The 19,023-nt window shown below is 69.3% G+C and carries 16 protein-coding genes, 1 tRNA gene and 1 pseudogene; 10 read left to right on the top strand and 8 right to left on the bottom strand.

Annotated features, from left to right (window positions below; all coding sequences use genetic code 11):
• Positions 1 to 112 precede the first annotated feature (112 nt).
• Positions 113 to 616: a MarR family winged helix-turn-helix transcriptional regulator gene (locus ACWIGU_RS18515; RefSeq protein WP_454402101.1), complete on the top strand. Its 504-nt coding sequence runs from the start codon at positions 113 to 115 to the stop codon at positions 614 to 616.
• Positions 617 to 646: 30 nt separating this feature from the next.
• On the opposite strand, the gene ACWIGU_RS18510 is transcribed toward ACWIGU_RS18515, so the two are convergent.
• Positions 647 to 2,155, bottom strand: a complete 1,509-nt coding sequence (locus ACWIGU_RS18510; RefSeq protein ID WP_454402099.1) for an MFS transporter — start codon at positions 2,153 to 2,155, stop codon at positions 647 to 649.
• Positions 2,156 to 2,284: 129 nt separating this feature from the next.
• A complete protein-coding gene (locus ACWIGU_RS18505) occupies positions 2,285 to 2,989 on the bottom strand; it encodes a TetR/AcrR family transcriptional regulator (protein WP_454402097.1) in 705 nt (234 codons plus the stop codon).
• A 230-nt stretch (positions 2,990 to 3,219) separates the two neighbouring features.
• Here ACWIGU_RS18505 and ACWIGU_RS18500 point away from each other — a divergent pair, with 230 nt between their 5' ends.
• Complete coding sequence (locus ACWIGU_RS18500; protein ID WP_454402095.1) at positions 3,220 to 4,497, top strand: M6 family metalloprotease domain-containing protein; 1,278 nt, start codon at positions 3,220 to 3,222, stop codon at positions 4,495 to 4,497.
• A 6-nt stretch (positions 4,498 to 4,503) separates the two neighbouring features.
• Here ACWIGU_RS18500 and ACWIGU_RS18495 read toward each other — a convergent pair whose 3' ends face one another.
• Positions 4,504 to 6,234, bottom strand: a complete 1,731-nt coding sequence (locus tag ACWIGU_RS18495; RefSeq protein WP_454402093.1) for a class I adenylate-forming enzyme family protein — start codon at positions 6,232 to 6,234, stop codon at positions 4,504 to 4,506.
• 321 nt (positions 6,235 to 6,555) lie between these two features.
• Here ACWIGU_RS18495 and ACWIGU_RS18490 point away from each other — a divergent pair, with 321 nt between their 5' ends.
• The 6 genes and pseudogenes from ACWIGU_RS18490 to ACWIGU_RS18465 all read left to right on the top strand — a co-directional run bounded on the left by ACWIGU_RS18490 (position 6,556) and on the right by ACWIGU_RS18465 (position 12,332).
• Positions 6,556 to 7,125 (top strand): 2Fe-2S iron-sulfur cluster-binding protein, encoded by a 570-nt coding sequence (locus ACWIGU_RS18490; protein WP_454402404.1) that lies wholly within the window; start codon positions 6,556 to 6,558, stop codon positions 7,123 to 7,125.
• Complete coding sequence (locus ACWIGU_RS18485) at positions 7,122 to 8,105, top strand: FAD binding domain-containing protein (protein ID WP_454402091.1); 984 nt, start codon at positions 7,122 to 7,124, stop codon at positions 8,103 to 8,105. The genes ACWIGU_RS18490 and ACWIGU_RS18485 overlap by 4 nt, the downstream gene beginning before the upstream one ends.
• Positions 8,106 to 8,114: 9 nt before the next feature.
• Positions 8,115 to 10,340, top strand: a complete 2,226-nt coding sequence (locus ACWIGU_RS18480; protein ID WP_454402089.1) for a molybdopterin cofactor-binding domain-containing protein — start codon at positions 8,115 to 8,117, stop codon at positions 10,338 to 10,340.
• 479 nt (positions 10,341 to 10,819) lie between these two features.
• Positions 10,820 to 10,895: transfer RNA gene (locus ACWIGU_RS18475), tRNA-Arg, on the top strand.
• Between the two features lie 112 nt (positions 10,896 to 11,007).
• Positions 11,008 to 11,436 (top strand): annotated as a pseudogene (locus ACWIGU_RS18470) (NUDIX hydrolase); the annotation flags it as partial.
• Positions 11,437 to 11,735: 299 nt separating this feature from the next.
• On the top strand, positions 11,736 to 12,332 hold the full coding sequence (locus ACWIGU_RS18465; RefSeq protein ID WP_454402087.1) for a YcxB family protein: 597 nt from the start codon (positions 11,736 to 11,738) through the stop codon (positions 12,330 to 12,332).
• 408 nt (positions 12,333 to 12,740) lie between these two features.
• Here ACWIGU_RS18465 and ACWIGU_RS18460 read toward each other — a convergent pair whose 3' ends face one another.
• The 3 genes from ACWIGU_RS18460 to ACWIGU_RS18450 form a co-directional block, all read right to left on the bottom strand.
• On the bottom strand, positions 12,741 to 12,959 hold the full coding sequence (locus ACWIGU_RS18460; RefSeq protein ID WP_454402086.1) for a hypothetical protein: 219 nt from the start codon (positions 12,957 to 12,959) through the stop codon (positions 12,741 to 12,743).
• A 285-nt stretch (positions 12,960 to 13,244) separates the two neighbouring features.
• Positions 13,245 to 13,382: a hypothetical protein gene (locus tag ACWIGU_RS18455; RefSeq protein ID WP_454402084.1), complete on the bottom strand. Its 138-nt coding sequence runs from the start codon at positions 13,380 to 13,382 to the stop codon at positions 13,245 to 13,247.
• Positions 13,383 to 13,897: 515 nt separating this feature from the next.
• Positions 13,898 to 14,212 carry a hypothetical protein gene (locus tag ACWIGU_RS18450; protein ID WP_454402082.1) on the bottom strand — a complete coding sequence of 105 codons (315 nt, stop codon included), beginning with the start codon at positions 14,210 to 14,212 and terminating at the stop codon, positions 13,898 to 13,900.
• Positions 14,213 to 15,217: 1,005 nt separating this feature from the next.
• On the opposite strand from ACWIGU_RS18450, the gene ACWIGU_RS18445 reads away from it, so the two are divergent.
• A complete protein-coding gene (locus ACWIGU_RS18445) occupies positions 15,218 to 15,538 on the top strand; it encodes a GYD domain-containing protein (protein ID WP_356275567.1) in 321 nt (106 codons plus the stop codon).
• Between the two features lie 158 nt (positions 15,539 to 15,696).
• On the top strand, positions 15,697 to 15,906 hold the full coding sequence (locus ACWIGU_RS18440; RefSeq protein WP_454402080.1) for a hypothetical protein: 210 nt from the start codon (positions 15,697 to 15,699) through the stop codon (positions 15,904 to 15,906).
• 131 nt (positions 15,907 to 16,037) lie between these two features.
• Here ACWIGU_RS18440 and ACWIGU_RS18435 read toward each other — a convergent pair whose 3' ends face one another.
• Positions 16,038 to 17,060, bottom strand: coding sequence for a hypothetical protein (locus tag ACWIGU_RS18435; protein WP_454402078.1), 1,023 nt, complete (start codon positions 17,058 to 17,060; stop codon positions 16,038 to 16,040).
• 361 nt (positions 17,061 to 17,421) lie between these two features.
• Positions 17,422 to 18,801, bottom strand: a complete 1,380-nt coding sequence (locus ACWIGU_RS18430) for an FAD-binding oxidoreductase (protein ID WP_454402402.1) — start codon at positions 18,799 to 18,801, stop codon at positions 17,422 to 17,424.
• Between the last annotated feature and the right edge of the window lie 222 nt (positions 18,802 to 19,023).

The following is a 19,023-nucleotide window of genomic DNA, read 5'->3' as shown; positions in this document are numbered from 1 at the left end:
ACACTCCTGGAGGACGGGACCCCGGAACGAATTACTTGAATTCTCAAGCTGTACTGACAGAGTAGTACCCGATTGTTTAATCTTCAAGGAGGAGGTACGTACAGTGGACCCCATGACGACGGCACCCACCCAAGCCCCTCGCTGGCTCACGGACGAGGAGCAGCGCACCTGGCAGGCGTATCTCCATGCGACCACCCTGCTGGAGGACCACCTCGACCGCCAGCTCCAGCGGGACGCGGGCATGCCGCACATGTACTACGGGCTGCTCGTCCAGCTCTCCGAGGCGCCGCGCCGCCGCCTGCGCATGACCGAGCTGGCCATGAACGCGAAGATCACCCGCTCCCGCCTCTCGCACGCCGTCGCGCGCCTGGAGAAGAACGGCTGGGTGCGCCGCGAGGACTGCCCGTCCGACAAGCGCGGCCAGCTGGCCTGCCTCACGGACGAGGGGTACGAGGTCCTGGCGCGGACGGCGCCCGGTCATGTCACCGCCGTGCGGCAGGCGCTCTTCGACCGGCTCTCCCCGGAACAGCAGAAGTCCCTCGGCGAGATCATGAGGATCGTCGCCGAGGGACTTCAGCCGAAGGAGGCGGGGGCGGATCTCCCCTGGCTCCGGTAGTGCCCTGAATCTGCTTCGGGGCAGTACGGGTCAGTGCGCGATCACCGGGATCTGCACCTCGTCCTGCGCGCCCTCCGTGGAACCGGAGGCCTTCGGGGCCGCGCTGCCCGGGACACCCGTGTTGATGAGGGTGAGGGCGATCGTGGCCGCGACGGCCAGGATGCCGACGGCCCACCAGATGGCGTGGGTGTAGCCGTTCACCATGGCCTGCGCCTGGAGGAGCTTGGCGTTGGTGGCTCCGGCCGCGTGCGAGGCGACGTAGGCGGTGGTCGCCGACGCGGCGATCGTGTTCAGCAGGGCCGTGCCGATCGCGCCGCCGACCTGCTGCGAGGTGTTGACCATCGCGGAGGCGACACCGGCGTCACGCGGCTCGACACCGTGCGTGGCCAGGGACATGGCGGGCATGAACGCCGTACCCATGCCGAGGCCCAGCAGCAGCTGCGCCGGCAGGATCAGGAACGGGTACGAGGAGTCGATCTCCAGCTGCGTCAGGAGCAGCATGCCGAGCGCCGCGACCAGGAAGCCGGGGCCCATGAGCAGCCGCGGGGGGACCCGCGTCATCAGCCGGGCGCCGATCTGCGTGGAGCCCGTGATCATGCCGACGATCATCGGCAGGAAGGCGAAGCCGGTGGTCACCGGCGAGTAGCCGCGGACGACCTGGAGGTAGTACGTCAGGAAGAGGAACAGGCCGAACATCGAGATGACGGCGAGACCGAGCGACATGTAGACGCCGCCGCGGTTGCGGTCGAGCAGGACGCGCAGCGGCAGCAGCGGCGAGCGGACCTTGGACTCGGTGAAGACGAACCCGAGCAGCAGCACGGCGGAGGCCACGAACAGGCCGACCGTCATGGCGTCGGACCAGCCGTTGGACTCGGCGCGCGTGAAGCCGTAGACCAGGGAGACCAGGCCGAGGGTCGACAGGACGACGCCCGGGATGTCGAGCGACGAGCGGTTACGGGAACCGGCCGGCTCACGGATGACGAAGTAGGCGCCCGCGGCCGCGATGATCGCGAACGGGATGTTGACGAAGAACGTCCAGCGCCAGTCCAGGTACTCGGTGAGGAAGCCGCCGAGGATCAGGCCGACGGCGCCACCGCCGCCGGCGATCGCACCGTAGATGCCGAACGCCTTGGCGCGCTCCTTGGCGTCGGTGAACATCACCGCGAGCAGGGAGAGCGCGGCGGGCGCGAGCAGCGCGCCGAACACACCCTGGAGGGCGCGGGCGCCGAGCATCATGGCCTCGCCCTGGGCCGCGCCGCCGAGCGCGGACGCGAAGGCGAAGCCGAGCAGGCCGGTGACGAAGGTCCGCTTACGGCCCCACATGTCGGCGATGCGGCCGCCGAACAGGAGGAGTCCGCCGAAGGCGAGCGCGTAGGCCGTGATGACCCACTGCTTGTTTCCGTCGGAGATGCCGAGGTCCTGCTGGGCCCACGGCAGGGCGATGTTCACGATGGTCGCGTCGAGCACGACCATCAGCTGGGCGAGCGCGATGAAGACGAGTGCCTTCCAGCGCATGGGGTCTGCCTTGGGCAGATCCATTTTTGGCAAAGGGGTAGCCACGACGGCACTCCAAGTCTCGAATAAGCCTGAAATATCGGGTGTTACGGAAGCTGCTGAAGATGTCTGTGGGCTCCGCCGGCGAGCCGGCGGCGGCGGGTCGTGGGTGGATCAGGCCTGCCGGAGGTCCTCCAGGGTCGCGGGCGCGCCCGGAAGCTCCGAGCGGGCCGGTGCCATCAGGCCGTCGAGGAACAGCTGCAGATGGCGGTGGACGAAGCCGTCGATGTCCAGGCAGGCGATGCCGGGCAGGGGCCTGGTGAGCTGGGAGAGGGCGACCATCAGATCTCCGACGGCGATGTCGGTGCGCAGCTGCCCGGCCGCGCGGGCCCGCTCCATGAGGCCCTCGGTGCCGGCCTCGAGCCGGTCGCGGGCGGCCAGCAGATCGGGATGGTCCTTGTCGAAGCCGGCGGTGAGCATCGGGCACAGGGCGCCGATCCGCTCGTCCGCGGCCGCGTGCACGAACGTGCGCAGCGCTCCGAAGGAGTCGTCCGGGTCGGCGTCCGCGACGGCGAGCGCCCGTTCGGCGTGTTCGGTGACGCTGTCCATGACGGAGAGGACGACGTGCCGGAGCAGGTCGGCGCGGTCGGCGAAGTGCCGGTAGACCGTGGCGTTTCCGACGCCCGCGCGGCGGGCGATCTCGTCGATCGGCACCTCGGCCCCGAACTCGACGACCATCTCGCGAGCGGCAGCGACGATCCGCTCCCGGTTGCGCAGGGCGTCGGCGCGCGGCTTGGGCACGCGCTTCCCCGTCGCGGGTGCGGTGGTGGTGGCTGCGGCACTCACGGTCTGGCTCCTTCCGGCGGACGTTGCGGTCATTCTCCGTGGCCCGCTCGTTCCGGGGAGTAAGTCCCCGTTTCTTGCGGACACAGGGCTAAACGGGGAAGGCCTCCCCGGTTATTTCCCTCCATTCGTGTGACCTGGGCCACATTGCCGAAAAACCCACGATCGGCGCACTCAGCGAGCGGCCCGGCACACCCCGTCACAGGGTGATCGAAGGACGCAGCCCGCTCCCGGGACTGCCGGGGACCGAGGGTGAGGCGATCTCATTGCGGCAGCGCATACGCAGGGCCCGGCGCAGCGCGGGGCTCGCGGGGCTCACCGCCGTGGCCCTCGCCGTCACCACGTCTGCGAGTACGGGCCGCCTCATAGGACAGTCCCCGTCCCCGTCCGGCCCGGGCTCCGCGTCCCTGTCCCGGCCGGCCGCGCTGAACCCCTGCATGATCCAGGGCGCACTGGGCGTACAGATGTCGGAAGGCGTGCCCACACAGCCGGGTTACGCCCGCTCCACGGGCACCGTCCACGCCCTGAACCTCATGGTCGACTTCTCCGACGCCCCCGGCCAGGGCACCGCGCTCGACCGCCTCGGCGAGTTCTTCCCGCAGACCAAGGACTGGTTCCGCACCGCCTCGTACGGGAAACTCGACTACCGCCCGGAGGCGCCGATCAAGCACTGGCTGCGCATGCCGAAGACGTTCGCCGAGTACGGGATAGAACGGGGCGCCCCCTTCGACCCCGGCTACCACGACCTGGTCGACGACATCGTGGCCAAGGCCGACCCGGACGTGGACTTCCGCGACTACGACCTGGTCAACATCCTGGTCACCCCGAACGCGGGCCCCTCCGCCCTGGACACCGTGCTGTCCGTGACGTTCGCCGGCAACCACGAGGCGCCGGTCGCCGACGGCGTCCACGTCGCCAACGCGTCGTTCGTGTACAGCCGCCAGGACGACGGCTCGGGCTCGTACGCCGAGACCGGCTACCGCGTACTGCCCCACGAGAACGGCCACACCTTCGGCCTGCCCGACCTCTACACGCAGGACGGCGGCGGCGCCGTCGGCCACTGGGACATCATGAGCGAGGACTGGGGCGCCGGCAACGACCTCCTCGGCTGGCACAAGTGGAAGCTGGGCTGGCTCGGTGACGACCAGGTCAGCTGCGCGTCGGCGCACGGCACGAGCGAGCACACCCTGTCCCCGCTCGGCCTCAAGGGCGGCCCGAAGCTCGTCTTCGTACCGCTCTCCGCGAAGACGGGGTTCGCGATCGAGGTCCGTACGCACGAGGGCAACGACGAGGCGGTGTGCCGGCCCGGCGTCCTCATCTACCGGGTCGACGCCGACGTCGACACCGGCCTCGGCCCGATCACCGTCGAGGACGCCACCAAGGACAGCGGCGGCTGCACCCGCAGCCCGAACGTCCACGCGGAACTCTCCGACGCCGCGTTCACCCCGGGCGAGACCTTCAAGGACGCCAGGACAGGGGTGAAGATCAAGGTCGCGGGGGCGGATCCGAAGGGGCACTACCGGGTGCAGGTCACGCGGAAGTGACGTTGCCTAAGGAGTGTCCGGGGCAGTACCCGGCGCCGGGTGGACGGCCTCCCCCACCGGTCCGCGCAGCTCCCGCTTCAGGAGCTTGCCGGTCGCGTTGCGCGGGAGCGGGGCGTCCCGCAGGAGCACGTGCGCCGGCACCTTGAACGCGGCGAGCGACTTGGCGACGTGCGCCCTGACCGCGTCGGCGTCCAGCTCCGACCCGGGCCGCACCTGCACGACCGCGGCGACCTCCTCGCCGAGCACCGGGTGCGGCACGCCGAGCACCGCCGCGTCGACGACGTCCGGATGGTCGTGCAGGACGGCCTCCACCTCCACGCAGTACACGTTCTCGCCGCCCCGGATCACCATGTCCTTGATCCGGTCGACCACGCTGACCCGCCCGTCCCGCAGCGTCGCCAGGTCCCCGGTCCTGAACCAGCCGCCCGGCGCGAACGCCGCGGCCGTCGCCGCCTCGTCGCGCCAGTAACCGCGGATCACCGACTGCCCGCGCAGCCACAGCTCCCCCACCTCACCGTCGGCGACAGCCTCGCCGCCGGGCCCGGCGATCCGCACCTCCACGGCGGGCGCGGGCCGGCCCACGCTCTCCGGGTGGGCCCGGTACTCCGCGCCGAAGTTGGCGGTGACGCCGCCGAGCGTCTCGGTCAGCCCGTATCCGTTACGGGGCTCCACGCGCTCCCCGAACCGGGCGGTGAGCCGGGCCACGAGGTCGGGCGGAGCGGCGGCGCCTCCGGTGTTGAACATGGCGAGCGTCGGCATGTCGTCACCCGCGGCCTCGGCGGCGTCGAGCAGTTGCAGCGCGGTCGCCGGCACACCGCCGTAGTTGGTGATCCCGTGCTCACCGATCGCCTGGAGCGCCTCGGCCGCGTCCCACTTGCGCAGCAGGACGAGGGTGCCGCCGGCCGCCATCGCCGCGTAGAAGCCGGTGAACGCGGCGACATGGAAGAAGGGGAAGGTGAGCAGCGCGACGGGCGTGGGCCCCTGCCCGGGAATCTGCCCGCGCCGCAAGGCCGAAACGGCCGCGAAATAACGGGGGTTGGCGATCGCCCCGACATGCGCGCGGTGCGTGGCGACGGCACCCTTGGGCCGCCCGGTGGTCCCGGAGGTGTAGATGATGGTGGCGTCGTCGTCGGGCCGGATGTCGACGTCGGGCGGCCCGAGCGAGGGATCGGCGGCGGGCAGGTCCTCGTACCGCTCGAAGCGGTCGCCGGGGAGGTCCCCGGGAAGATCGCCGTCATGGTGGAAAACAAGGGTCCAAGGCCGCTGCCCGCCCTTCCGGGCCAGCCACGGCGCGACGCGCTCCAGCCGCTCGCCGTCGACGAGGAGCACGCCCGGCTCACAGTCGTCGAGGGCGTACGTGAACTCGCCGGCGGTCCACCAGGCATTGAGCGGAACGGCGACGAGGCCCGCCAACTGGGCGGCCCAGAAGGCGATCTGCCACTCGGGGTGGTTGCGCATGGCGACCACGGCACGGTCACCGGGCCGCAGCCCGTACACGTCGACGAACCGACGGGCGAGCGCGCAGGCCTCGGCGAAGAACTCCCCGTAGCTGAGCCGCCCACTCGCGGCGATCAGAAAGGGCGCGTCCCCGAACGCCCAGGTCGTCTCGACGAACTCACGCAGGGTCCGCGGCCCGTCGGCGTACTCGAGCCCGCCGCTCTCGCTCCGCACGACGGCGAAGGGGGCACCGGGCGAGGTGAGCAGGTCGACGACGGGGTCGGCTGACTGCGGCTCCATGGACAAGGCCCCTTCCAACTGGCCGAACACGATCTACAGGCCTTCGTTCACGATCTACTGGCCTTCGTTCCCGATCTACAGGCGTTACGGACGCTACGTCGCCGGTGGCGCGTGTCACAGGGGCTTCCTCAGGATTTCCCCGAGGCGCGGGATGCGCGCAGGGCTGCCGCGCGGAGCGCCCGGTCGAGTGAGGCGAGCGCGGTCGAGCGCCTTCCGACGCGCGGTGCATGGGTTTCTGCGAGATCTTGAGGAGGAGTTCGCCCCACAGTGGCGACGCATGTCCAGGGTGACACCCGCACCCAGTGAGGAAGGCGGGCTGTGGTGAGTGATTCGGATACGGGCGCCGCAGGGAGGAGCCAGGGCGAGACGGCCCAGCTCTCGGCGATCGAGTTGAACGTCAACGATCAGGTGCGACGGCTTGAGGTGGATCCACGGACCTCGCTGCTCGACGCGCTGCGCGAGCACCTGCGCCTGAGCGGGACCAAGAAGGGATGTGATCACGGGCAGTGCGGCGCCTGCACGGTGCTGATCAACGGCCGGCGCGTCAACTCCTGTCTGACGCTGGCCGTGATGCATGAGGACGACGAGATCGTGACGATCGAGGGCCTGGGCGATCCCGATGGCCTGCACCCCATGCAACGTGCCTTCGTCGAGCGTGACGGCTTCCAGTGCGGCTACTGCACTCCCGGCCAGATCTGTTCGGCCGTCGGCATGATCGCCGAGGTGGAGGCGGGCTGGCCCAGCCACGCCACCGCCGACGTGACCTCGACGCGGATCGCGTGGACCGATGACGAGATCCGCGAGCGGATGAGCGGCAACATCTGCCGGTGCGCCGCCTATCCGAACATCGTCGCGGCCATCCGTGGCGTCGCTGTGGGAGACCCGGAATGAGATCCTTCACGTACGAGCGGGCGACGGACGCACAGGCCGCCGTCGCGGCCGTGTCCAGAGCCGGCGCGAAGTTCATCAGCGGCGGCACCAATCTGCTCGACCTGATGAAGCTCGACATCGAGAAGCCCAGCCATCTGGTCGACATCAGTCGGCTTCCGCTGCGGGACATCGAGGAGCTCCCGGACGGCGGACTGCGTATCGGGGCCCAGGCGGCCAATTCCGATGTGGCCGCCGACTCCCGAGTGCGTACCCGCTACCCGGTGCTGTCTCAGGCACTGGTGGCCGGAGCCTCGGGCCAGCTGCGCAACAAGGCGTCCACCGGGGGAAATCTGCTGCAGCGCACTCGCTGCCCCTACTTCTACGACACAGCCGCCGGCTGCAACAAACGGGATCCCGGTTCCGGTTGCTCGGCGATCGGCGGGTTCAACCGGATTCACGCCGTCCTCGGTGCCAGCGACTCCTGCATCGCCACCCACCCCTCGGACATGGCCGTCGCGATGACCGTGCTGGAGGCGGAGATCGAGCTGCTCGGCGCCGACGGGTCGGTACGCCGCGTCGCCCTCGCGGACTTCTACCGGCTGCCGGGCCGTACGCCGCACATCGAGACCGTGCTGCGCCCTGACGAGATGATCACGAGCGCGCTTCTTCCCCCGCCCCCGCCGGGCCGGCAGATCTACCGCAAGGTGCGCGACCGGGCGTCGTACGAGTTCGCGCTGGTCTCCGTGGCAGCTGTCGTCTCGACCGGTCAGGGAGCGATCAGCGAGGCGCGGGTGGCTTTCGGCGGTGTGGCGCACGAGCCCTGGCGGTCCATCGAGGCGGAGGCCGAGCTGACCGGCCGTCCGGCCACGATGGCCACCTATCGCGCCGCCGCCGAGGCCGCGATGCGCGACGCCGTGGGGCAGGGGCACAACGACTTCAAGATCGAGCTGGCCAAGCGCACGCTGTGCCGCACGCTGGCGCAAGCGGCTCGGGCGAGCTGAGGAGACGAGATGATCGGGCAAGCGCTGAACCGTGTCGACGGCCCGCTGAAGGTCGCCGGCCGGGCCACATACGCCTACGAGCAGTGGGGGGCCGGGCAGCCTCTCTACGGGTTCATCGTCGGCGCGACGATCGGCAAAGGCCGCATCACCCGGATCGACACCGAGGACGCCGAACGCGCACCGGGCGTAAAGATGGTGATGACCCATCTCAATGCCCCCGCGCAGGGTGTCCGTGACGAGTCCGTTCCGTTCGAATACTGGCGCGCGCAGCCGGTGCTGACCGGCCCCGACATCCACTATTTCGGTGAGCCGGTGGCCTTCGTCGTCGCCACGGCCCTCGAACAGGCCCGGGCGGCGGCCGGTCTGGTCGAAGTCGAATACGCCGGCGGGCACGGACGTTTCAACTTTGCCGAGCAGGACGAGGTGTACATCCCGAAAGTGGTCAACGCCGGTCTCCCCACCGACACCGCGGTCGGCGATTTCGATGCCGGGTTCGACAGCGCGGCCGTCAAGATCGACCAGCTGTACACCACGCCGTACGAGCTCTCGATGCCGATGGAACCGCACGCGTGTCTGGTGGAACCGCGCGACGAGGACCTGGTCGTCTACGTCAGCTGCCAGATCGTCGACGCGGCGCGGGCCTCGGTCGCCGTCACGCTTCAGCTCGACCCGGAGCGGGTCCACATCGTCACCCCCTTCGTCGGCGGGGGATTCGGCTCCAAGCTGGGCATCCATTCCGAGACGATCCTGGCGGCGCTCGCCGCTCGCGAGTTGCGCCGACCGGTCAAGGTCGCGATGACCAGGCAGCAGATCTTCCAGCTCGTCGGCAACCGTTCCACAACGAGCCAGCGGGTCCGACTCGGCGCGGAGCCGGACGGACGGCTCAGCGCGATCGCCCATGACGTCACCATGCACACCAACCCCGACGTGGAGTATGCCGAGCAGACCGCCGCCACGACCCGCAGCCTCTACGCCGCGCCCCACCGGTTGACCAGCCACCGGCTCGCGCCGCTCGATCTGCCGCCCGGGACGGACGTACGCGCGCCGGGCGAAGCGCCGGGCATGCTGGCGGTCGAGTCGGCGATGGACGAGCTGGCCCAAGCGCTCGCGATGGACCCGGTCGAGCTGCGGATCCTCAACGAGCCCACCGTCGATCCCGAGCGAGACGTGCCGTACAGCGACCGGCACCTGGTCGAGTGCCTGCGCGAAGGCGCGCGCCGGTTCGGCTGGGAGCACCGCCCCGCCACCCCGGCGAGTGTGCGCGACGGACGGTGGCTGGTCGGCTACGGCATGTCAGCCGCCATCCGCGGGCACTTCCAGGGGCCGACAGCGGTGCGAGTGCGGTTGGAGGCCGACGGCACCGCCGTCGTCCAGACGGACATGACCGATCTCGGCACGGGCACGTACACCGTCCTGACCCAGGTCGCGGCCGACGGGCTCGGGCTGCCGCCCGATCGGGTGCGGATCGAGCTCGGGCGTTCCGAGTTTCCCACCAGCTGGGGGTCCGGCGGCTCGTGGGGAGCCGCGAACGCGAGCAATGCGGTGCATGGTGCGTGTACGGCCCTGCGCGAGCAGCTCCTGGCCACGGCGCGCGGCGACACGCGCTCGCCCCTGCATGGCCTGGACCCGGCGGACGCCGTGTTCTCGGACGGCAACGTGGTTGCCGGCGCGGCGTCCGAGGCGCTGAGCGAGATCGTCGCCCGCAACCGTCCGGAAGGGTTCGAGGCGGAGGGCGGTACCCGCTTCATGGGCGATGATCCGAACTACACGGACTACTCGATCAACACCTACGGGGCCCATTTCGCTGAAGTGGGGGTCGACGCGGACACCGCCGAGATCCGTCTGCGGCGGATGCTCGGCGTGTTCTCGGTGGGCCGCGTGCTCAACGCGAAGACGGCTCGCTCGCAGCTGATCGGCGGCATGATCTGGGGAGCCGGCGCGGCCCTCGAAGAGGAGGCCGTGGTCGACCCGCGATCCGGCGCCTTCGTCAACCGGGACTTCGCGCAGTACCTGGTGCCGGTGCACGCCGACATCCCCGACGTCGACGCGGTCGTCCTCGACGGGTACGACGACAAGGCCAACGCCCTGGGCGCGAAGGGCGTGGGCGAGCTGGGCATCTGCGGTGCCGGTGCGTCGATCGCGAACGCGGTGTTCAACGCCACCGGCGTGCGTGTGCGCGACTTCCCCATCACCATCGAGAAGGTACTGCCGGGTCTGCCGCTGATGGATGCCTGAATCCGTGAATCCGTGAATCCGTGAATCCGTGAATCCGTGACAACGGTGCCGGTGTCGCCGGCGAGCGGGCGTGAGCCCCGGCAGGACCGGGACCGTCGTCGGCCAGTGGGCGTGAGCCCCGGCGGGACCGGGACCGCACCGAGCACCTGAGTCAGATCCGGCCGGCCATCCATGTCGGCCTCCGCCGCCCCACAAGGTCGTCCGCCGCCGCCCCACAAGAGAGTCACCTGCAGAGAGTCCCCCTGCTGATCCACCTCGGCTGCGCCTGGCTGAGCAACCCCGTCGCCCGGGCCAAGATCACCCACGTGCTCGCAGCCTGAGCCGGTACGCACATCTCTCCGCCCTCGGATCAGGCGCCACCCGCTACACTGACCGCGGTGGCTGCACCCTCACGGGCTGCCACCGCGACCTGTCGCCAAGCGCGCCTGGCAGTCCGCCCACCTCGGCAGACTTCCGGACACGCTTTCCGACAGATCCCCGCCTTCGTAGCTCAGGGGATAGAGCACCGCTCTCCTAAAGCGGGTGTCGCAGGTTCGAATCCTGCCGGGGGCACCAGCCAAATGGCCACCTACCGATCTTGGTAGGTGGCCTTTGACATCTACGTCGACATCAACGGGGCGGTCACTGACGACCGGGACGCCTCCTGAGCAGCCGGTCCATGTGACTCATGGCCTCGCCAGGCCAGTCAACGCCACTGCACTCCGTGTCCGTAGCCGGAGTGGTGGTGCGCGACGACGGTCGACTCCTGGCAATCCGCCGCGCGGACAATGGCACCTGGGAGCTCCCCGGCGGTGTACTCGAGCTCGACGAGACCCCGGAGGCAGGCGTACGCCGCGAAGTCTGGGAAGAAACCGGCATCCACGTCGAGGTGGACGAGCTGACCGGGATCTACAAGAACACGACCCGAGGCATTGTGGCGCTGGTGTTCCGCTGCAAGCCCTCCGGGGGCACCGAGCGCACGTCCAGCGAATCGACAGCGGTCGACTGGCTCACGCCCGAAGAGGTCTCCGAGCGGATGGCCGAGGTCTACGCGATCCGACTCCTGGACGCCCTGGACGGCAACGCCCCCCACGTGCGGAGCCACGACGGCAAGCAGAGGGGCGCCGTTCCCGGCCGCGGGCACGTCGTGGCGAGCGTGGTGGGCTCCCATCCCGTCCACCATCGACCCAGGCAGAGCCGAGCAGACGCGGCCCATGGCGTCCAGGTCGTTCGTACAGTGGCGCGCTCCACCTGGACGCCATGAACCACGCCCGCTCCACAGACGTGTGGGTCGACGGCGGACGGGATGGAAGCCAGGGAGGGTTGTGGCAAGGAAGGGGGCACGTGCGGCTACTCAATGGCCAGCGTCACCCTATGATCCGTAACTCACACTTTCGGGATCACTAAGGCGAGGGCATGCAAGCATTGACGCTGAGCTACGTGCCGGAGAGCGACGACATCGCGGAAATGGCTGCCAGGTCCCCCACGCGGCGCCACTCACGTAAGAGAGCGCTGGTGAACTCAGGCGTAAGCCTCGCGCTAACGGTGGCCTTCGGCGCGCGGACAATCCCCGGTGATCTGCCGGACACCTCGCTCATCACGTTGGCCTGCGCGGCGATGTTCGTTGGCTACACCTACCGGGTAATCATCCTCTCCTCCCCCTGGGGCCTCCGTCGCAGCGCACGCAGGGTCTGGAGCCGTTCTCCTGGCCTTCAGCGGCATTACGAGGAGGTGATAACTGAGGAAGCTCTGACCGTGAGGACAGAAGGCATTACGCACACTTACGCCTGGTCGATGTTCAGTGAGCTGGTGGAGTACGACCGCCAGTTCGTCCTGATGGACCGCTCAGGCAAACCCTCTGTCGCTCTACCCAAGCGTGGGCTGTCGGACCCGTCACTCGTTCCAGTGTGCCGCCGCGTCCTCAGCAACTGCCTTGCCACTGCGCTGAATCAGCGAAACGCAGCAACCACGGAGACCCCAGCCGACCGGCAGCAGTCCCCGTCGACCGACTGACCAGCAGGACAGACGTCAGGGACCGCCCGCCCGTTGTTCGTCTCGAGCGGCTCAAGGCGCGGTCCCCGGACCGCGCCACTCTCGTGCCAGAACGGACGGGGACTCACGGGGAACCGGAGTGCACAGGGGTGGCTTCGGCCGGACTCCACCAAGACCGGGAATCCGCAGGCCACGCCCGTGATCGCCCAACCTCGCTCCTAAGGCGGTGGTCCGAGTCAAGGGATGCCCCAGTTCGGCCTGTTGAGGGGTGAGGCGTAGCCCAGCCTCAAGTGCTCGACCCTTCGGAAGTCGTGTCACGCCTCCCAGGTACGTTGAGCCGTCAGCCGAGGGGGAACGCTCGCGAGGGAGCGCCCCGCAACGCGTGGCTGCGGGGCGCCGATCCACTTTCACAACGGGCCCTAGTGGGGTTTAGTCGACCGTCTGCCCGTCGTTCATACCGCCTCTGCAGGTCGGGAGCATGGGCGTCGACCGATCGATCGTTCCGCCGCCGTCCGTGCACTCACCCGGGGTGACGCTGGCCGGGGTGACGCTGCCGGCGGTGGCGGTGGCGGTGGCGGCGCCTGTGAGGCCGAGTCCGGCGAGGGCTGCCGTGGCGAAGACTGTGGCGAGGATTCGTCGAATGCGCATTTGGTTCGCCTTTCACAGATTGCCTCGGTTGGGACACTACTCAGCCAATTGTTCATCCATGTGGGTGACACGTCATGTTGGGCCGTTCGGTTGACATTGCTGTCGGGTGCGGGGTCGGTGACGCGACCCGTCAGAGCGGATGGAAGCCCGTGCCACATCCGTGCCAGAAAGAGCGGATCCCAGCGGTCAAGAGCAGTCAAGCGCGACGCCTCGCGATTAATCACCAGAGGCCGTTTGCGCTGGTCAGCGTCAACCCCCTCCGTGACGGCCCGGTGATTCCCAAGCTCAGGGCTCTTCGTTGCCGCGGCGGACAGATCCCGGGTACTGCTCCCCCTCGTCGCCGATCAGCTTCGCGGACAGTATGGGGCGTTCCTCGCTGTCCAACCAGTCCGAGGCGCGCGTCATGTGCAGTTCGTATCCCATACCCGGGATCATTCACCGCAGGTCTGACACGTCTCCTGCCCTGTCGACGACGCCTCTGACATCCACGCCTGACATCAACGGCACCGGACGGCGGCGTAAATCAGCATCCCTGTCCGGACGTCGTGCCAGTCACCGATAGCAGCAGGAGCAGGCTCGGAGCGAACTCCTAAAGCGGGTGTCGCAGGTTCGAATCCTGCCGGGGGCACACTTCCGACCAGCGTCGTCGGGCGCCAAGGCCCAGGTCACGGATACATGATCCGCAGACCTGGGCCTTTCGTGTGTCCGCCAGTGCAGCGCAGGGCATCCCGACCGTGGCGATGCCGGGCGTGAACGCCGCCCATGCCCAGCACCGGGCACTGGACCGGAGCGTCACCGAACTGCGGGAGCAGGGGCGATGCGGAACATCCGGAGCCGCGAAAAGGAAATCACGGCGGGGTGCGGGAGTTGAGCGGGCGTCAGCCAGTGGCGGCGAACGCTGCCTGATGCGGCACTGGTTCACCTCTCCCCGAGTTGGCTCAGAAGACGCCGTAGCCGCCGTAGCCGCCGTAGCCGCCCACCACGACAATGGTTACGCCGCCGTAGCCGTTGTCGTAGCCGTACCCGCTGTCGTAGCCGTAGTCGTAGCCATAGCCGTACCCGTTGTCGTAGCCGTAGCCGTACCCGCCGCAGTCATCCCACCAGCCGCACCGGTCGTAGGAGTGGCTGGCCGCGGAGGTCGCGTGGGCAGGGGCCGCCGCGGCCGTCCCTGCGGCACCAACAGCGGCGCCACCAGCCAGCATCGCACCGGCGGCGGCTACAGCGAGGGAATGCTTGATATGAGGTGCTCGCATGAGTCTCTACCTTTCCTTCCGCCGCCGAAGATCGAAGGCGGGTGGCCACAGCGCATGCAACACATACGGTGCGGTTCGCAGAGGTCAAAGCTCCGAGCGGGAGCACGTCTCGCCGCTCATTGATTCCGGTCGTTCCGGAGTCTTGCCGCCCGGGCGTACCCCGGTTGCGACTCTCACAGGAATTACGTTAGTAGCACATACCCTCTCCAGCATCTTGAGTAGAAGTCTGCTCAATTCCGCAGGTCAGCGGCCGACGGCCAGGCCCGAGCCATGACGTCCCCCCTGACGCCGCACCTCTTCGACGGTGACGCCCCAGGGCCCACACCACCCGCATGGAGTATGGGCAGACAAGTGGGGTTGTCCCGGCCCTCGATGAAATCGAGGACCGCGGCGCGGGCGGCGGCCCGGCTGGGCCGGGCAGCAGTGTGAAGCAGCTCCCGTTCGAGGGTGGCGAAGAACGACTCGGCGAGTGCGTCGTCCCAGCACCGACCGGTGCTGCCGACCGAGAGCCGTGCTCCCAACTCGTCGGCGAGTGCGGCGAATTGGCGGCTGGTGTACTGACATCCTCGATCCGAGTGGAAGATCACCGGACCGGCGGGGGCGACGCTGCCGGCGGGCGGTGGTGAGGGCATCGGCGACCAGATCGGTCGTCAGGTGGTCGGCCGTTTGCCCAGCCCACTATCAACTCGCCCAGCCCACTATCAAGCGGTCAAGGCACGGTCCCCAGACCGTGCCGTTCTCGTGCCAGAACGGACGGGGACTCACGGGGACCCGGGGGCAGGGGTGGCTTCGACCCGCTCCACCCACGGTAGGGAACCCACTGGTCACGCACGTGATCGCCCAGCCTCGCTCCTGGAGCGGGTGTCGCAGGGCAATTCATGATGCCGCGGTCAGCGGGAAAGTTCAGGTTCTAACGAGTGAACCCAGCCGTTCCGCGCGTGGCGGCCGATGTGACAGAGGGAAGGCCATTCCACACCGGACAAACGATGGGCAGGAAGCATCCCTATGCCGAAGTTCCTCATCCAGGCCACCTACACACCCGAGGGCACCAAGGGGCTGCTCAAGGAAGGCGCGAGCAGCCGGCGCGCCGCCGTCGACCATGTCGTCACCAACCTCGGCGGGCAGGTCGAGGCCATGTACTTCACCTTCGGCGAGGACGACATCATGCTTATCGTCGACTTCCCCGACCCGGTCTCCATGGCCGCCGTCAGCCTCACCGTCAAGGCCAGCGGGGCCCTTCACACCCGGGCCACCCCTCTCCTCACCCTCGACGAGATCGACGAGGCCGCCCGTCGGCAAGTCACCTTCCGCCCTCCCGGCACGTGAGCCTCGGAGCCCGCGCCCCTTGGGCCCCGGAACCCGGCGAAATCGACAACGACTCGCAGGTCTGCTCACCTTCACCCATTCTGAGTAATAGGGCGTCCCTGACATGAGCCCGCTCATCCCGGAGCGCCGAAACCAGGGGCACTCGAGAGGAGAAAGCCATGCGCTTACGACGACTGCCAGGCCTCGCCCTCGCCACAGCAACCCTCGCCGGCGTGAGCGCCGTCGGCGCCGCCACCGTTCAGGCAGCGACGTATCCGGCCATCTCGGCCGAACAGTGCACGGCCCAGGGCGGCACGGTCAACCAGGGCGGCCCCTACCGCGGCCCCACGTGCACCTTCCCCGACGGGCACTCGGAAAGCATTACCTGAGCGCGCCGGATCAGATGGGCGGGGCATGTCGGCCCTGACATCACAGATCCGCCGGGGCTCTCTGCGCAGAGCGTGGACCCCGCGGGCCGGTAGTGGCACGTCCGTGACACGGCCTTCAGCCTGACCGCGGGTCAGATGGTCACCCGAGTGCGCCGCCGCCTCAAGTGGGGACGCAGGCTCACCAGGACCGCGGCGATCACCGCCCACAGCGCGAGGGTGGCCAGTGGCTGCACCGCCTGCGCGCCGTGGAAGTAGCTCAGGTCGGTCACGGCGCGGACGGCCGCGCCCGGCGGCAGCAGGGCGGAGACGGCGCGAGCGGCGCTGGGCAGGAGGTCCGGGCCGATGGTGGCTCCGCTGGTGGAGTTGCCGACCGTGAGCAGCAAAAGGGTGGCGACCGGCACGCCGACCGGGCCGAGGTAGGTGCCCAGCAGCTTGGTGGTGAACGCGGCTGCCGCGGCCAGCAGGGTCAAGCCGAAGGCCAGCGGCACCACCGGCGCGGGCACCGCCCCGAGGACGGGGCCGGCGATGACGGTGGCGACGATGCCGATGGCCACAGAGGCGCCGGACAGCAGCCAGAACCGGTGGCGCAGGCGCAGACGGTTCGCGAGCCCGAGGGCGTTCTGGGCGAGGACGAAGCCGGCCAGGGTGACGCCGAACGCCATGTAGAACCCGGCCAGTCCACGGGAGTCGAAACGGGCGAACGGGACGACGTCCACCGTGGTCAGGCGCCGGCTCGACCCATGGGCATAGGCGCCGATCAGGCTCTTGACGGCCGTCGTCGTCGACTGCCCGTTGGCCCCTCCGACCTCCAGGCGCAGCCGGTCGGAGGCCGCGCCGCCGCTGAGCGCGGCCACGACATCGCGGCGCTCCAGCTCGGCGCGCCCCGTGGCGGCGTCGGCGACAGGATGCACATCGACGCTGTCACCAAGGACCTGGCGTATCTCGCCCGAAAGCTCCTGCCCGGCGACAGCCACCGGTACCCGGTGCGGCTGGGGGTTGCGCTGCAGACCGACATAGCAGCCGACGAAGGCCGCCACGACGACCAGGGCGATCACGGCCGGCTGGAGCCAGAGCCGGACCGGTGGCGCGGTCGAGGAGGAGGCGGTGCCGGTGGTCAGGTCGGCTTCGGCAGCCGGGCCGAGGCGAGTGGCCATGAAAGGTCTCCCGTGAAGGGGGCGCGCCCTCGGGTGAGGGGAGCGGAGGCCCAAATAGATGATGTGGGTGATCTAAATAGCTACCGTACGATAGATGTCGCCCGACATCCAAAAGGTAGGTGCCCCATGCGTCGCGTCTCACATGGACAGGCGCAGGCACAGACACCGGCACCGGCACCGGCACCGGCACCGGCATGTACTGGCACAGGCACAGGCACAGGCACAGACACAGGGGCACAGGGGCAATAGCACAGGCACCGGCACCGGCACCGGCACAGACGCTCGGACCGAACCCCTTGAGGCGGGTGCGTCGCAGGTTCGGATCACCCGTCCGGTCACCGAGCCCGCCACCCCCGCCTACCTATGCCGCCTCCCCCGCCCCCGCCCCCGCCGCCGGTTCGATGTTCTGGTTCGCGTGGAACAGGTTCTTCGGGTCGTACTTGTGCTTGACCTCCGCCAGGCGGTCGTAGTTGTGGCGGTACGTCGCCCGGACGCGGTCCTGGTGCTCGTCCTCGCCGATGAAGTTCACGTACGAACCGCCCATCGAATACGGGTGCAGGTCGTGCCAGTACGCTCTCGCCCACTGCTTGACCGTCTCCGCGTTCGCCGGGTCCGGGTCGATGCCCGCGATGACGCCCGACCAGACCGCTTCCCGATAGCCCCAGGCCGTCGCGTCCTCGGAGACCCGGGACGCGGCCGCGTTCACCGGGTAGAGGTGCATCGTCGACAGCGGTGTGGGGAGGTTCTCGGCGAACCTGGCGTGTACGTCGATCGCCTCGTCCGTGATGCGGTCGAAGAAGTCGCCGCGCCAGTACCACTGCAGGCCCTTGGGGAGCAGCTCGTCGAACATCGTCTGGAGTGCCGGGTACGGCATCGGTGCCGTGAACTGGAAGGCGGGCGGGCCCACTTGCCCAGCCGCCGCGATCGCCTCGTCCGTACGGGCCAGGTCTCCCGTCCAGCACCACACGACCCCGCACATCTTCCGGCCGTGGATCTCCTCGGGGAACGGCGGTCCCGGCGGCACGGTCAGCGCGGCGAAGAAGCCGTTCAGGTCCTCGGGGGCCTGGGGCAGGAACTCCCGGTACCACGCCAGGACTTCACGGGTCTTCTCGACCGGCCACAGCGTCAGCGCGACGCCCACCGTGTGCACCGGATGCAGCCCGAACTTGAACGCGGTGACGATGCCGAAGTTTCCGCCGCCGCCCCTCAACGCCCAGAAAAGATCGGAGTGTTCGGTCTCGCTCGCCGTGACGAAGCTGCCGTCCGCGAGGACCATGTCCACGCTCAGGAGGCTGTCGATCGTCAGGCCGTACCTGCGCGTCAGGTGGCCGTGACCGCCTCCGAGGGTCAGGCCCGCGATGCCGGTCGTCGACATGATTCCGGCGGGTATCGCCAGGCCGAACGCGTGCGCCGCGTGGTCCAGGTCGCCGAGTTGGCTGCCGCCGCCCACCCACGCCGTCTTGTGCGCGGGGTCGACGCGCACCCAGCGCATCGGTGACAGGTCGATCGTGATCGCGTCGTCGACGAGGCACAGGCCGCCGCCGCTGTGGCCGCCGCCGCGTACGGCGAGTTCCAGTCCGTGGTCGCGGACGAAGTCGACCGCCGCCATGACGTCCGCCGCGTCCGAGCAGCGCACCATCGCGGCCGGCCGCCGGTCGATCATCGCGTTGTAGATCTTGCGCGCTTCGTCGTACTCGGGGTCGCCCCGCGCAATCACCGGGCCACGCAGCTCAGTTCGCATCAGACCGACGACGTCCGTGGCGGTGGGGTCCGGGGCGGTGGCGCCAGTGCCCGTACCGATATCCGTGTCGGTGTCGTTCATGGCACTCCTCGACGGGACGCATCGCTACCCGGACCGCTGTCCCCCCGTCCCGTCCTTCCGCCTCCCGGCGGCGTCGGTGAGCGGTTTGTGCGCCGGCGTGCGGGCCCCCTTCAGCCACCGACACACCTCATCGAGCGCCGG

The sequence above is a fragment of the Streptomyces sp. NPDC055400 genome, from assembly GCF_053644375.1.
Note: the sequence above shows the minus strand (reverse complement) of the source record. Positions and strands in the feature narration are given on the sequence as shown.

Excerpts from the sequence above, each read along its gene's own strand:
- ACWIGU_RS18450 (WP_454402082.1), bottom strand. The coding sequence starts at position 14,212 with ATGCGAGCACCTCATATCAAGCATTCCCTCGCTGTAGCCGCCGCCGGT.
- ACWIGU_RS18440 (WP_454402080.1), top strand. The coding sequence starts at position 15,697 with ATGCGCTTACGACGACTGCCAGGCCTCGCCCTCGCCACAGCAACCCTC.
- ACWIGU_RS18465 (WP_454402087.1), top strand. The coding sequence starts at position 11,736 with ATGCAAGCATTGACGCTGAGCTACGTGCCGGAGAGCGACGACATCGCG.
- ACWIGU_RS18430 (WP_454402402.1), bottom strand. The coding sequence starts at position 18,801 with ATGCGAACTGAGCTGCGTGGCCCGGTGATTGCGCGGGGCGACCCCGAG.
- ACWIGU_RS18510 (WP_454402099.1), bottom strand. The coding sequence starts at position 2,155 with ATGGATCTGCCCAAGGCAGACCCCATGCGCTGGAAGGCACTCGTCTTC.
- ACWIGU_RS18445 (WP_356275567.1), top strand. The coding sequence starts at position 15,218 with ATGCCGAAGTTCCTCATCCAGGCCACCTACACACCCGAGGGCACCAAG.
- ACWIGU_RS18515 (WP_454402101.1), top strand. The coding sequence starts at position 113 with ATGACGACGGCACCCACCCAAGCCCCTCGCTGGCTCACGGACGAGGAG.
- ACWIGU_RS18505 (WP_454402097.1), bottom strand. The coding sequence starts at position 2,989 with ATGACCGCAACGTCCGCCGGAAGGAGCCAGACCGTGAGTGCCGCAGCC.
- ACWIGU_RS18485 (WP_454402091.1), top strand. The coding sequence starts at position 7,122 with ATGAGATCCTTCACGTACGAGCGGGCGACGGACGCACAGGCCGCCGTC.
- ACWIGU_RS18435 (WP_454402078.1), bottom strand. The coding sequence starts at position 17,060 with ATGGCCACTCGCCTCGGCCCGGCTGCCGAAGCCGACCTGACCACCGGC.
- ACWIGU_RS18460 (WP_454402086.1), bottom strand. The coding sequence starts at position 12,959 with ATGCGCATTCGACGAATCCTCGCCACAGTCTTCGCCACGGCAGCCCTC.
- ACWIGU_RS18480 (WP_454402089.1), top strand. The coding sequence starts at position 8,115 with ATGATCGGGCAAGCGCTGAACCGTGTCGACGGCCCGCTGAAGGTCGCC.
- ACWIGU_RS18455 (WP_454402084.1), bottom strand. The coding sequence starts at position 13,382 with ATGGGATACGAACTGCACATGACGCGCGCCTCGGACTGGTTGGACAGC.
- ACWIGU_RS18495 (WP_454402093.1), bottom strand. The coding sequence starts at position 6,234 with ATGGAGCCGCAGTCAGCCGACCCCGTCGTCGACCTGCTCACCTCGCCC.